Annotated in this window: 10 protein-coding genes; 4 read left to right on the plus strand and 6 right to left on the minus strand. The window is 53.1% G+C overall.

All coding sequences use genetic code 11. The features are described from left to right. Positions 1 to 164: 164 nt before the first annotated feature. Together EHT87_RS29515 and EHT87_RS29520 are read right to left on the minus strand one after the other, a co-directional pair. Positions 165 to 1,220, minus strand: coding sequence for a response regulator (locus tag EHT87_RS29515; protein WP_124910380.1), 1,056 nt, complete (start codon positions 1,218 to 1,220; stop codon positions 165 to 167). Further along, positions 1,198 to 2,418 carry a PAS domain-containing sensor histidine kinase gene (locus tag EHT87_RS29520; RefSeq protein WP_124910381.1) on the minus strand — a complete coding sequence of 407 codons (1,221 nt, stop codon included), beginning with the start codon at positions 2,416 to 2,418 and terminating at the stop codon, positions 1,198 to 1,200. Before EHT87_RS29520 ends, EHT87_RS29515 begins: the two co-directional genes overlap by 23 nt. 232 nt (positions 2,419 to 2,650) lie before the next feature. Between EHT87_RS29520 and EHT87_RS29525 the strand changes: the two genes are divergently transcribed. Beyond that, complete coding sequence (locus tag EHT87_RS29525; RefSeq protein ID WP_124910382.1) at positions 2,651 to 2,974, plus strand: thioredoxin family protein; 324 nt, start codon at positions 2,651 to 2,653, stop codon at positions 2,972 to 2,974. A gap of 164 nt (positions 2,975 to 3,138) precedes the next feature. Here the strand turns inward: EHT87_RS29525 and EHT87_RS29530 are convergent, their stop codons facing one another. Then, positions 3,139 to 3,456 carry a hypothetical protein gene (locus EHT87_RS29530; RefSeq protein WP_124910383.1) on the minus strand — a complete coding sequence of 106 codons (318 nt, stop codon included), beginning with the start codon at positions 3,454 to 3,456 and terminating at the stop codon, positions 3,139 to 3,141. 293 nt (positions 3,457 to 3,749) lie between these two features. On the opposite strand from EHT87_RS29530, the gene EHT87_RS29535 reads away from it, so the two are divergent. Together EHT87_RS29535 and EHT87_RS29540 are read left to right on the plus strand one after the other, a co-directional pair. Then, positions 3,750 to 5,180 carry a sulfatase family protein gene (locus tag EHT87_RS29535; RefSeq protein WP_124910384.1) on the plus strand — a complete coding sequence of 477 codons (1,431 nt, stop codon included), beginning with the start codon at positions 3,750 to 3,752 and terminating at the stop codon, positions 5,178 to 5,180. 104 nt (positions 5,181 to 5,284) lie between these two features. Then, positions 5,285 to 7,318, plus strand: coding sequence for an alpha/beta hydrolase domain-containing protein (locus EHT87_RS29540; RefSeq protein ID WP_124910385.1), 2,034 nt, complete (start codon positions 5,285 to 5,287; stop codon positions 7,316 to 7,318). 119 nt (positions 7,319 to 7,437) lie between these two features. Here the strand turns inward: EHT87_RS29540 and EHT87_RS29545 are convergent, their stop codons facing one another. Continuing rightward, positions 7,438 to 8,817, minus strand: coding sequence for a glucuronyl esterase domain-containing protein (locus tag EHT87_RS29545; protein ID WP_229321462.1), 1,380 nt, complete (start codon positions 8,815 to 8,817; stop codon positions 7,438 to 7,440). Between the two features lie 389 nt (positions 8,818 to 9,206). Here EHT87_RS29545 and EHT87_RS29550 point away from each other — a divergent pair, with 389 nt between their 5' ends. After that, entirely contained in the window at positions 9,207 to 11,846 is a 2,640-nt protein-coding gene (locus tag EHT87_RS29550; RefSeq protein ID WP_124910386.1) for a DUF7133 domain-containing protein, read from the plus strand. Between the two features lie 100 nt (positions 11,847 to 11,946). Here EHT87_RS29550 and EHT87_RS29555 read toward each other — a convergent pair whose 3' ends face one another. Together EHT87_RS29555 and EHT87_RS29560 are read right to left on the minus strand one after the other, a co-directional pair. Then, complete coding sequence (locus tag EHT87_RS29555; RefSeq protein WP_124910387.1) at positions 11,947 to 12,540, minus strand: 2OG-Fe(II) oxygenase; 594 nt, start codon at positions 12,538 to 12,540, stop codon at positions 11,947 to 11,949. A 71-nt stretch (positions 12,541 to 12,611) separates the two neighbouring features. Then, the gene (locus tag EHT87_RS29560) at positions 12,612 to 13,523 is read right to left on the minus strand and encodes an alpha/beta hydrolase (protein ID WP_124910388.1); all 912 of its coding nucleotides are present in this window, start codon (positions 13,521 to 13,523) and stop codon (positions 12,612 to 12,614) included. Positions 13,524 to 13,606 lie beyond the last annotated feature (83 nt).

The following is a 13,606-nucleotide window of genomic DNA, read 5'->3' on the forward strand; positions in this document are numbered from 1 at the left end:
AGCTGCTTGTCGGTGGGCGATGCACGGGCCGGACGCCCTTTGGATAGAAGTCACTCGCGACACGCAAGCGAGAACGAAAGCGACAACGAAATCTGATTTTCTACCGGATTGACAACCATCCTTGCCTTGAAAATCCGGTAGAAAAATGGGCCTCCTCCTCCGCATTACCAGCGTGAGCGCTTCAGTTTTTCGGGTTGAAGCACGCGGATATTGGTGCCGCTGATGTCGACCAGCCCGTCGGCTTTAAACTCACTCAGCGTTCGAATCAGCGATTCCGTTGCGGTTCCGACCATGGCCGCCAGGTCATCGCGTGAGAATTGGATGACTGATTCATGGCCATTGGTTTGCAGATTTTGATGCAGACGCAGGAGCGTGTCGGCAACCCGTCGGCGCAGGGAGTCATAAGCCATCTCAAGCAATTGCTGTTCGCGCTCGGTGACCCGATTGGCCAGCAGCTGAACAAACCGGCGGGCCACTTCGCCGTCGCGCGAAATCAGGTCGATAAAAACGTCTTTCGGAATATAGACCAACTCGGAATCCTCCAGCGCGACGGCCGAATCCGTCTGGTCGGTTTGCTCCAGCAGGCTCACATACCCGAAAAAATCGCCCGGCTGGTGTAATCCCGTAATAAATTCTTTGCCATCCGGATTGGTTTTATACGTTTTGACACGGCCAGCCTGGATAAAATACAGCCGCATGGGTTCGTCGCCTTCCGAATAAATAAACTGCTTTTTCTTGATTAAATGCCCCTTCCGGTCCACCGTCAGCGAGTCGATACCGGTCAGTGAGTGGGCATCATCCAAAAATTGAACCAGGCCTTCTTTGGTGGGCTCATAGGTGGGGCGCATTTGATAAAACCGTTTCAGGCGTCCTTCCACCGCATTCAGCAATTCAATTTCATCGAACGGTTTGGTCAGGTAATCGTCGGCCCCCATTTCCATGCCCCGGCGGAAGTCGGCGCGCTCCGTTTTGGCGGTCAGAAAAATAAACGGAATTCCCGCCAGCTCCGGGTTTTTGTTGAAAATATGCAGTACACCATACCCATCCAATACCGGCATCATAATGTCGCAAATGACCAGGTCCGGCTTGGTTTCCAACGCCTTTCCAACGCCAATTTTGCCGTTTTCGGCGGTCAGAACGTGGTAATTGGCAAGTTCCAGAATCTCGGCGGTATTTTCCCGAATGTGATCGTTATCTTCAATGAGCAGAATGGTTTTCATGATGAAATGAAAGGGTTACGGTTGTGCCGCGGTTGAGTTGGCTGTGGAAGTCGATGGAACCGTTCAGGAGTGTAAGATACTGAGCGACAATGTGTAAGCCTAAACCCGTCCCCTGAATGGTCGTAACATTTTTTGCCCGGTAAAATCGTTCGAACAGGTGTTTCTGATCTTCGTCCGACATACCAATGCCCTGGTCCTGAATCGATATACGAACCTGGCCGTCGCGGCACCAGAGGCTGATTCGAATCGGCTGGTCTTCGCCGGAATATTTAATGGCATTTGACAGCAGGTTGACCAGCATTTTGCGAATCAGCGACTGATCGAGCCAGACTTTTTCCGGACAGTCCTGTTCGGTTTGAATCGTTTGTCCTGCTTTTAACATGCCCTGCATGTCGCCGATCACGCTGTCTACCAGGTCATTGAGATCAAATAATGAATAGGACGCTTCAATTTTGCCTTCTTCCAGCTTGCCCACCGATAAAAATTCTTCCAGAATGTCGTTGAGGTGGTTGACCGACCCCTTGATGCGCTGAATGTGGCGGTTTCGTTTGTCTTGCTGGTCGGTCGTCGTGTATTTATTCAGTAGGTCCGCCGAGGTCAGGATCGCGCTCAGGGGAGTTCGGAATTCGTGCGACGCCATCGACACAAAGCGCGATTTCAGTTCACCCAGTTCGCGTTCGGTGGCCAGCGCTTTGGAGAGTTCATCTTTCGACATTTCAAGCTGGTGTAACGTGACCATGAGCGCGTTGGTTCGGTCAGCTACCTTGTGTTCCAGTTCGGCGTTGAGTTGTTCAATGCGGTTCTTCTGTTCAACAAGAACCCGTTCGGCTTCTTTTTTATACGTCGTATCAATGATGTAAGCAACCACGTAAAGTTCTTCTTCCTGATAAAAATAGCTCAGGCTGATTTCGGCCGGGAACGAAGAACCGTCTTTGCGTTTGGCGTACAGATCCCCGCGGCCGTGGCCCATCGGTCGCACCTGCGGGTTGGCGTTAAACGACATTCGCAGGTTCTTGTGGAGGTGCGTAATGGAGTCAGATACCAGCAATTCGATGGTTTGACCCACCATTTCAGCTTCCGTATAGCCAAACAATTTCAACGCGTAATGGCTAACCGAAATCATCCGTCCCCGGCTGTCAGAGAGAATAATGCCGATGGTGGCGTTAGCAAAAACGGCAGAAAATAAGTCGGTAATCATAAAATACGTCTGGTGCTTTGCAAGTAATGGCGGATTGCGGGATTTTCTGCAAGATAATGGGGAAAAAGGAAGAACTAGCTGACAAATATCAGTTCGGCAACCAACGTATCTCATGTTTGCTGGGTGGCAAAAGACGCATTTTTGTTTCCGGATTTCGCCGGTCTGTCGCGACCGCCCGGCGAAATCCGGAAACCCAGTGACCATTTCCATGCGTCAATAATCTGTTTGTTTTATGGAAGCGACTCTTTTTCGACCCCTTATTGTTCCCGCCAAAACGGCGGTTCTGCTGGTATTTGTCCCTAATGTATTGACGCAGCGGGCCGGAGTCAATCAGTTGCTGGAACGGGTCGGGGCAGAGTTGGGCGATCTAATTCGAATCACCCGCGTCGACCAGGCGGTTCATCCTGAAGTAGTTAGGAGTTTTGGCGTTCACCAGGTGCCGTCGTTTATTCTGCTGAAACAAGGGATCGAAATCTGGCGGCAGAATGGTCCGCTGGATTCCCGCGAATTGATCCGACTTCTGTCCGCCCAGTTACGGCAGGAAGCGGATGCGTAAAATAGGGCTAGTTCAATAGAGTACCGGTAGTACCCGTTGTCGAGTGAATCCTGACTTTGCTGTTCGGAAACGTAAAAAAGAAAGCGTGTTGCGGAAAAACCCGGTCGGAGTTCTAAACCACTCCGGCCGGGTTTTCTGTTTCTGCCTTTTCAGGCCACTTCGCTCTAAGAAGAAGGGACGGGTACTGGATATTTATTGATATGTTCCCGGCTCCACCCCATCAGTCGGGAGTTGATAAATTTGAGCTTGTATTCTTCGTCAACATCACTTTTGTAGGCCAGTACTTCCAGGTGGTTCCCCTTATCATCTTTTGATGAAGAAGCAATCATGTAATCGTCGCCCACAAGCTGGATGACTTGCTCCTTGCTCATTCCGATGGTTACTTTTTTCATGGCGGAATTTGCATTCCAGGTAATATGATTAGAAACGCAGGCAGTTAGCAACCACCCCAGACAGTAAATAAGCACTAGATTCTTGTTCATACGCTTGATTTGTTGTTTTCCTGATAAACGCCAAAGGCTATGTCGTATCATTTTTACTTACGGTATTTTCATTCATAGACGTTCGGAATTCGTTTAACTATAAAATCGGGGTGGCGCCGGGGCACGCATGAGCCAGGGACAACGTCGAGTTGCTGGTGTTTTGTGGACACGACAACCTTCGCTGACCCTGTACGCCCGCCCGTGTATAGCGGCACGACCTCCCTTGAAATTCTTTCGGGGTGCTGCTGATTTATTACGCATTTTCGTGTTTCTTCGAAGCCGAAAACCGTTGGATGACATCATTTAAGTTTCGGAAGGAATCTATGAATAAACCGGGTTTTATGGGCGTCGGTATGATCGGGATCGGGCTACTGGCTTTTTTTAGTGTTGCCTTTGTCGGTATTCCGATGGAAAACCCGGTTGGACAGGCGCGCCCAAAGCCCAACATTATTTTCCTGTTGACCGACGACCACCGCTGGGATGCCCTGGGAGCGATGGGCAACCCGATTATTCAAACGCCGAATCTGGATGCGCTGGCGAAGGGCGGGATGCTGTTTCAGAATGCTTACGTTACCACGTCGATCTGTTGTGTCAGCCGGGCGAGTATCCTGAGCGGGCAGTATGAATCGCGGCATAAAATCAATGATTTTGTGACGGATTTTTCGCCGGAAGCCCTTGCCCATACGTATCCGTTGTTGCTCAAAAAAGCCGGATATACAATCGGATTCGTCGGCAAATACGGTGTTGGCGAGAATCCGCCCGAAAACCAGTATAATTTCTGGGCCTGTAATCGCAAAGGCCAGCCGCCGTATGAACTGACCGATTCGGGCGGCAAATCGATTCATCATACCGACAGCGTCGGCCACGCCGTCAGCCGGTTTCTGAACGATTTTGCCGGAAAACGACCGTTTTGTTTATCGGTTAGCTTCAAGGCTCCGCACGAGCTGGACGGGAATCCGCCCACGTATCCGATTCAGGAGCGGTATCGGGATTTGTATCAAAACGCCAGAATTCCGGTGCCGGAAACCGCCGATCCCGCCTATTGGAATCGCTTCCCCGACTTTTTTCGTACCGATAAAAACATCGCCCGGGAACGCTGGAAACCGCTGTTTTCTACGGCCGAACGGCATCAGAAAACCGTGAAAGACTATTACCGTCTCATCACCGGGGTCGATGAGGTGGTTGGCAAGCTGGTGGCTCAGTTGAAACAGCTGAAGCTGGATCAGAATACCGTTATTCTGTTCATGGGCGACAATGGGTTTTACCTGGGCGAACACGGCCTGGAAGGCAAGTGGTTTGGGCATGAAGAATCCATCCGGGTGCCACTCATTGTTTATAATCCAGCGTTATCCACCCATCTGAAAGGGATAAAACCAACCCGAATCGCGCTGAATATTGATATTGCGCCCACCATTTTAGCGCTTGCGGGCGTCGAAATACCGAAAACCATGCAGGGCCTGGATTTGATGAAAGCTACCAGTCCGGCGCGGACGGATTTCTTTTACGAGCATACGTTTATGGGCAGCCCGCGACTTCCGAAAGTGGAGGGCGTCGTTACGAAGGATTTCAAATACATGAACTTTATCGAGCACGGTTACGAGGAACTGTATTCGATTGCGGCCGATCCGCACGAAACGACCAATCTGGCTACCCATCCCGATTATAAATCCAAAATGGACGAACTTCGAAAACGATACCAGGTTTTGAAACAAACCGTCAAGTAGTCGAATGCTGGTTTTTTCGGACTTAACCCGGTAGTAGTGTGGGTATAACGGCTTTCATGCCGAAGACGCCACTGCGCTCAAAACGCATCTAATTTTCCTGAACTGTGATACGTTGCCCCCATCTGTTGCTTCTGTTGCTGGCTGGATTGGTTTTCGATAGTCCCGCTCTTCAGGCGCGGATTGTCCGAATTGAAATTACCAGCCGTCAATCGCCGACGTTCGAAGGCCGGCTGTTTGGAAAAGTTGGCGCTTATGAAAAACTTCGGGGAAAAGCCTACGGCGAACTGGATCCGAACAGCCCCCCGAATGCCGTCATCACCGACCTCCGGCTGGCACCCCGCAACGCCCGAGGGCTGGTGGAATACGCGATGGATATTTATATTCTGAAACCAATCGACCTGAAGGCGGGAAACCACAAACTTTTTCTGGAAGTCAATAACCGGGGCGGCAAACTTTTTGGTGGGCTGAACAACAGCCGGGGCGGCAACGACCCGACCACCGCCGACGATGCGGGGGAAGGATTTCTGATGAACCGGGGCTACACGATTGCCTGGAACGGCTGGGATCCTTCAGCTGCTCCCGTTTCTACTAACCTGACCATCAGCGTCCCTGTTGCCAAACATGCCGATGGGTCAACGATAACCGGTCCTTCGTACGAATACATTTCATTCGATCAGGCGACGTCGACGACATACGCACTGGCGTATCCGGCGGCAACCCTGGACCAATCCCGGGCCACGCTTACCGTGCGGGATCATTTGCAGGATACGCCAACGGTGATTCCGGCCGGCGGTTGGGAGTATGTCAACGAGCGGACCATTCGGCTATCACCCGCCGGAACGGCTTTTCGACAAAGTGCGGTGTATGAATTTGCCTACATCGCCCGCGACCCCATTGTGGCCGGAATCGGTTTTGCCGCCACGCGGGATTTTGTCTCGTTTTTGCGCTACGCCAAAGAAGATGATTTCGGCCATCCGAATCCGCTGGCAGACGACGTGCGGTATACGTTCTCGTTTACACTTTCGCAACCCGCCCGGTATCTGAACGACTTTCAGACCCTGGGTTTCAATGCCGATGAGCAAAACCGGCGCGTGATCGACGGCATGGAAAACTGGCTGGGTGGCGGCAACGGTATTGGCCTGAACGTTCGGTTTGCCCAGCCTTCCCGCACCGAGCGCAACCGGCAGAACCACCTCTATCCGGAAGGTATTTTTCCGTTTGCCTACCCGGTTTTGACCGATCCATTGACCGGAAAAACCGCCGGTCGGGGGGCGGCCTGCTCCACGACGGGTACCTGTCCCAAGGTTTTCGAAATCAATTCGGCCAATGAATACTGGGTAAAAGCTGCTTCGCTGCTGCATACCGATCCGAAAGGAAATGACCTGCCTGACCCCGAAAATGTGCGTTTTTTTCTGGTATCGGGCGCACAACACGGCACCGGAAACGCGACGACGGCCGGAATCTGTCAGCAAGGGCAGAATCCAACCAACGCCGAACCGTTGCTGCGGGCGCTCTTCATTGCTTTGGATGAGTGGGTGACCAAGGGAACAAAACCGCCGGACAGCGAGGTTCCGCGCCGGTCCAACGGTACGGCGGTGGTCGCCATTCCCCAACCCGGTTTGCAAACCGGCCTGGTTCCACAAGCTGATCTGGGCTGGCCGACGATTCCGGGCATAACCTATACCGGACTTATTACCACCCGCTACCCGCTTGATTTTGGCCCCGCTTTCGCACAGGGTATTCTGACCCATTTCCCGCCCGACGTATCGGGCCGACCGGCGTATGTAAACTTTGTGTCCAGGGTCGATCAGGACGGCAATGAAGTGGCCGGAATCCGGCTGCCGCCCGTGGCGGTTCCGGTGGCCACGACCACGGGCTGGGCCTTGCGACGGGCCGGTTTTGGCGAAAATGAAGGGTGCGAAGGAGCCGGTCAGTTTATTCCGTTCAAGACCACCAAAGCCGAACGCGAGTTGGCCCGCGACCCGCGATTGTCGTTACAGGAACGCTACCAAACACACGCCAATTACGTCGAAGCGGTTCGGAAAGCCGCCCGAAATCTGGCCAGACGACGCCTGCTGCTGGATGAAGATGTTCAGAAATACAGCCAGGCCGCCGAAGCCAGTTCCGTTCTGAAGTAGGGTAAAACCGCGGGGCGTTTGGCGGACGTACCTCCGGCTGCCGAATGTTCAGCGACCCGCAGCGGCTTTCCGGTTTTGTCCAGAATCGGCTGAGTGATCACCCGCAACCAGTGGATTGATTATTTGAAATATCGATCCGCAAAAATCAGAAAAGTCGGCCAGTTCGGGCCGGTCGTATGCCCTCCGCTGTGCTGGCGGAAAGCGATGTCGCCGTCGACCAGTGCGGTTTCGATGGGCGGAAATTCCGTAGTTCCCAGGTCTTTTTTGCCCAGTAATTTATAAACCGGCCCAGCCAAAGCACCCCCCAGAAACATGCCTTTGGCATCGACCCAGTTGCCCTCCACCTGGGGCGAACCGGAACTGATGAAAACCGGTCGCGGAGCACACAGCGCCACCAGTTCGTGCGCATCGACGGGTAAGTCATTGGGCGTCAGCGGTCCGGCATACTTGATAAAATTGCCCGCCATCCAGTGGTATTCGGCCGCGGAAGCCACATTTTCGACCTGTTCGCCAAATTTACGGCGGTGAATCTTAACCCCGCCCTCGCCGGAAGAACCGACAAACGCGATGGCCAGCCGGGGTTCGTACGCCATGGTTACAATGGTAGCTTTGCCATACCGCGAAAGTCCTTCGATGCCCACTTTTTTCGGATTCACCGCCTTATCGGTTTCGAAATAATCCAGCGCGCGGCTGGCTCCCCAGGCCCAGGCTCGCAACGCTCCCCAGTCGTCGGGTTTGCGCGTCTGGCCTTTGTTCAGCAGACCGATGATACCCTGCGTCAACCCCGCACCGTTGTCGGCCTGGTAGCTCGTCGGATACAAAACCGCATAGCCCCAGCCTTTGGCCAGAAGCTGCTGCTGCCAGGTGGGTTCGGGCTTCGCCGGTGGGGTGGCCGCGGTCGGTGCCGGCAGACGGAAACCGGGTGGAAACCGGAACCCATAGCTCATCATGACCGGTACCGGGCCGGGGGCGTTGGCGGGGGTTGAAAGGGTTAGCTCGATGTCGACTTTGATGGCGGGATAGGACGAATTGTCGACATGCCCCATCAGCTTTTTCGTAATTACCGGAAAATTCCCGTTCATCTCTTTCGTTTCGCTGGTGACCTCCCAGGTTACTTTCGGAAGGTTTTTCGGCACCCGGCCGTATATCTCCCGGTCAAAATCCTCCACAATTTCGGGTCGCCGTTGCTGCCACCATTGCTGCGCCGTCGTTACTTTTTTGCCATCTTTCAACACCAGTGGATCGGGTAAACGGGTGTAGGGCGTCGCCTGCGACTCATCGACGTTGGCGGCATTGGGTGCGCTGGGATTGCCCGACGGACCGGGCCGAAGCGACGTGATGTTCAGTTGGTCCAGCATCTTTTTATGATCCTGCTCCGATTGCTTTTGAATAAGCGCCTGAGCGACCATGAACGCTTTTCGGGTAGAATCCTGATCCTGAGCCGCGGCCTGAAAACCGGTCAGAACGACGAAAGAGAGGAGATAAGCAGCATTTTTCATAGGTAGTAAGCGGTATTTAGGAACTGAATAAACGGAATGCGTTGGGGTTTTGATCCAGATTACGTTCGCTGGGACGACTGCCGAACGATCCGTTCGCGTTTAGCAGAATGGTATTGGTAATGCTGATTTGCCAAAACCGCAAGAAGGTTCATTTCTGCCCATTTCGCCTTTTTAAAGTCCTGACTAATCTCCTTTTTTTGTAATAATACAAAAATAAAGAGAACCAAAATTCGCAGGGGGCTGATTCGATGCAACCGATTGCTTTCCATGAAAAAATATGAAAATTCGGGGTGATACCCGCCGGTTTAATCATTTTTATTTTTCCGTAAAGTAGACGTACTTCGTATTCAATTTCCCGACACCGGAGTTACGTTTTAAAGAGAAAAACCATGTTAAAAATTTCCCTGAGTCTGGTTTATGCTTTCCTGATCCTGATTGCCCTGATTGGGAAATTGGGCGGTTCTGAACCAACACTAGTCCCAAAACCCGCCGAACCCGCTGTGGGTGGCTGGGCTGATCCTGAAGAACTTCTGATTACGAACTTTGCCGGGCCGGATCTAACGCCCAGCCCGGCCTGTCTCGCTGTCGCGCCAACGGGTGAAGTGTATGTAGGGGTGGACATGATCGGATCGTTGGGCAAAACGCCGGGGAAAGGCTTCATTGTCAAGCTGGTCGATAGCAATAACGACGGCAAAGTCGATCAGCACACCAAATTTGCGATGGCCGATGACCCGCGCGGTATCATCGCCAGCGGAGATCAGGTGTTCGTTCTGCACACGACGTTTTCGGCCGAAACCGGAAAAGCCAGCGGCATGGATCTGGTGGTTTTCGAAGATAAAAACCACGACGGCCTGGCCGACGGCCCGTCAAAACCGCTCATTCAAAACATCAGCTCCCCGAAATTTCTGCAAAGCCGGGGCACCGACCACGCCACCAACGGAATCCGGATGGGCATCGACGGCTGGATTTACATTGCCGTCGGCGACTTTGGTTTCCACGACGCCGTGGACCGGAGCGGAAAAAAATTGACCCAACTCGGGGGCGGTATTGTGCGGGTGCGGCCCGACGGTACTGAAATGGAAGTGTATTCGCACGGGATGCGAAACATTTATGACGTTGCCATCGATCCCTACATGAATATTTTTACGCGTGACAACACCAACGACGGCGGGGGCTGGAACATCCGGTTTAGCCATCAGATTCAGTCCGGCGAATACGGCTATCCGGTTCTTTTTAAGGGCTTTACGGATGAGATTATTCCGGCGCTGGTCGATGTGGGCGGTGGTTCCGGGACGGGTTCGCTGTTCATGGACGATTCGACCTGGCCGGAAAAATACAACCACGTTCCGATGATGGCCGACTGGGGACGAAGCCAGCTTTACATTCACCGCGTCACGCCGGACGGCCCGAGTTTCACGCAAAAGGAGGAAGAATTTATCAAGTTGCCGCAAATTACGGATGTGGACGTCGACGCGTCGGGCCGGATGTACCTGTCGGCCTGGGACGGTGCGGGTTATTCCGGCAATCCGTCCAAAGGCTACGTGGTGCGGGTGGTGCCCAAAAGCTGGGAATACAAACCGTTTGCGGATGTCAAAAAAGCATCAGTGAAACAACTGGTTGCGCTGCTGAAATCCGGCAGCGCCGTGGCGCGTCTGGCGGCCCAGCAGGAATTGCTCTCCCGCCCGAAAGACGCGGCTGACGCTTCCTGGAAACTGGCCGCCGACAAAAGCCTGCCGCTGTACGTCCGGGTGGCCGGAATTTTTACGTATGCGCAGGCCGCCGGAACCAGCGGTATTGAAAACCTGGTGAAGCTGACGTCGGAAGCCGATGTCCGGGAATTTGCCCTGAAAGCCCTGGCCGACCGGAAACCGAACCTCAAAAATGTCCCGATCGAACCGTTTCTCCAGGGATTGAAAGACCCTTCGGAGCGGGTACGGCTGGCGGCAACCATTGGGTTGGGCCGTTTGGGACGGATTGAAGCGGCTCCGGCTTTGTTGCAGGTGAAAGTGCCGGCTTCGTTTGTTGCTCCGGCGAAAGGCACGGAAGGCCCCCACGCGACGCCGAATGCGGCCATTGTTCCTCCACACATGGCGGTGCGGGCACTGGTGAGCCTGAACGCAGTCGATGCGTGTGTGAACGCGATCGGTACCGAAAATTCAACGATTGCGCTCTGGGCGTTGCGGTATATGCACGATCCGAAAGCCGCAACCGGTTTGATCGCAGCCTATAAAAACGCGAAAGATGAAGCGCTGAAAAAACAGATACTGACGACTCTATCGCGGCTTTATAAAAAAGAAGCCGATTACGACGGTTCATGGTGGTGGAGTACCCGTCCCGATACGCACGGCCCTTATTACAAAGGGATTACGTGGGAATCGTCACCGGTTATCAAAGAGTTGCTGATGCAGGAATGGACGAAAGCCAACGAATCCGGCAAGTCGTTTTTTGCCGATCTAAACGGTCGGCACCGGATGGAAATCACCGAATTTGGTGGGGAAGAAGTCGTGGCGGCCAACGAAGAAACAAAGGTCGATCTGGAGAAAATCAGAAACCAGAAAGGCCAGGTTGGAAAAGCGTCGATTGAAGACGTAATGCTGGCAATGGCGAAAATCAAGGGCGACCCGATTCTGGGCAAAACGCTGTTCACCCAGCAGGGCTGCATTGCCTGCCACAGCCTCAGCAAAAGCGAGCCGATGAAAGGGCCCTTTATGGGCCAAATTGGCTCGATCATGAACCGCGAACAGATCGCCGAGTCGATTCTCAAACCGAATGCCTCCATCTCCCAGGGATTTGCCACGGTGTTGATCACGGCCAAAGGCGGTAAAAGTTACATGGGTTTTGTTTCCGAAGAATCGGCCAGCAAAGTGGTGATGCGCAACATCACCGGCGAAGTATTCACGATCAAAGCCAGCGATATTCTGACGCGCAAAGAGCAAGAAACGTCGATGATGCCGTCCGGTCTGGCAAACGCCCTGTCGTACGAAGAATTTGCGTCGCTGATTACGTTTTTGTCACAGCAGAAGAAATAGAGGTAGTTTACGGTTTTCGGTGGCTAACGCATCCCAGCTAACGCAATGCAAAAACGCGCCAGCAAACATGCGTTAGCCACCGAAAACTGTATACCGAAAACTAATTTACTTTCAACCAGCCGGTTATGCTCATTCTCGGCTTATTCGTTCGGAGCACTTCGTGTACTAATTCACTGCTTTTAAAGAACACACTTTTGCCATTTTCCGGTGCGATGTATTGCCGTGTATCGCCCTGATGAATGCACAATTCGCCACCGTCATCCGCCTGCCAGTCGGTATTTAAATACAGTATCATCGAATACTGGCGGCTGTCGTTTGTACGGAACTGATCGAGGTGTTTTTTGTAAAAACTGCCCGTTTCATACAGCGTATAATGAAATTCGTAGCCGGTGATGCCCGTATAACAAGTTTCGTTCAGGTAGCTTACAAACCGGTCCATGAGGTCGAAAAACTCATTTTCGTACCCGTTATTGTGGCTGCGATCCAGCCAGTAGATCCTGTCACTTCTGACCTGTTTATCATGCACAACCAGCGCATCATTTCCCGTTCCAGCCGATCGGAGCTGCTTTTGGGCGTGCAGCGTGGTCAGATTTTCTTTGAGGTGCGTCGCTAGTGACGCACTTAAAAAATGATCAGCGATGCCTACTTTATGGTCAATAAAACTCGTAATCAGGGTATCAAAGATCGTTTGCAAGCAGGAGCGTAGTGAGCACAGCCTTCGGCCAATTGCCGGTATTTCGGTAAGGTACGTTTAATTCGGGGCAATTACCGTTGCAAGTACGTCTCCAGCCACTCGAAAATCGCTTTCCGGTTATAGTCACTGTCGAACATCGAACCGTAATGCGGAGCGTTCGGGACAATGATGACCCGGTTTTTGACCTTCGCGAGCGTCAGCCACGAGCTGAGCAAAATCGATTGTGCCGGTGGCACCGACTCGTCTTTCTGGCCGTGGATGATCAGGAACTGCGGATCATTTTTGTCGATGTACGTAACCGGGCTGGCAATTTTGGCCAGATCGGGCCGGTGTAAGGGTGTGGCTCCCAACAGGTGGCTTTCGGGATCACGAATGCTGTCTGAGAGCGAACCGGTTCGGGGAATCATCGCCAGCAGATCGGCCGGGCCGTAGAAATCGATCACGGTTTTGATGCGGAAGGGAGCCGGTTTTCGGTCGGCGTAAAAATCCGGCACCGGGTTGTTGTTCGACAGCGCCAGCAGCGAAGCCAGGTGTCCACCCGCCGAGAAACCAATCAGGGCGATGCGGTTTTTGTCGTAATTGTATTTTTCGGCGTTCCGGTAAAGAAACGTGAGGGCCTGGTTGCAATCCTGAATCTGGGCCGGAAAAGGGGCGGTGGTGCTGTAGCGGTAATCGATCGACGCAAACGCATAGCCTTTTTCGAGAATGGCACGGATGGTATTTTTCATATACCCCATGTCGGCATACTTGTCGTTCAGCATCCAGGCCCCGCCGTGAACCCAGACCACCAGTGGCGTCGACGGCCCGGTTTTGGCGGGTAGATAAATATCCAGCTGATGCTTTTTCAGCGTGTCACCGGCGTAGGCCACGTTTTGAAACATCCGGGTTTCCGGCGGAAAAATGGCCAGTACGGGATGGGCCGTCTGCGCTTTAACGCCTAAAAAGGACAGCAGCAGCCCGAAGGCGAAGGTTTTTTGATTCATAAAAAGTGCCCGCGGACCGGCGGGCGTCCCCGTTCAGTCCGTGAGATTTTGGCAATAAGTGGAGTTCTTAATCAGTACGCTCG

Source organism: Larkinella knui, assembly GCF_003858645.1.
Taxonomy (GTDB): Bacteria; Bacteroidota; Bacteroidia; order Cytophagales; family Spirosomataceae; genus Larkinella; species Larkinella knui.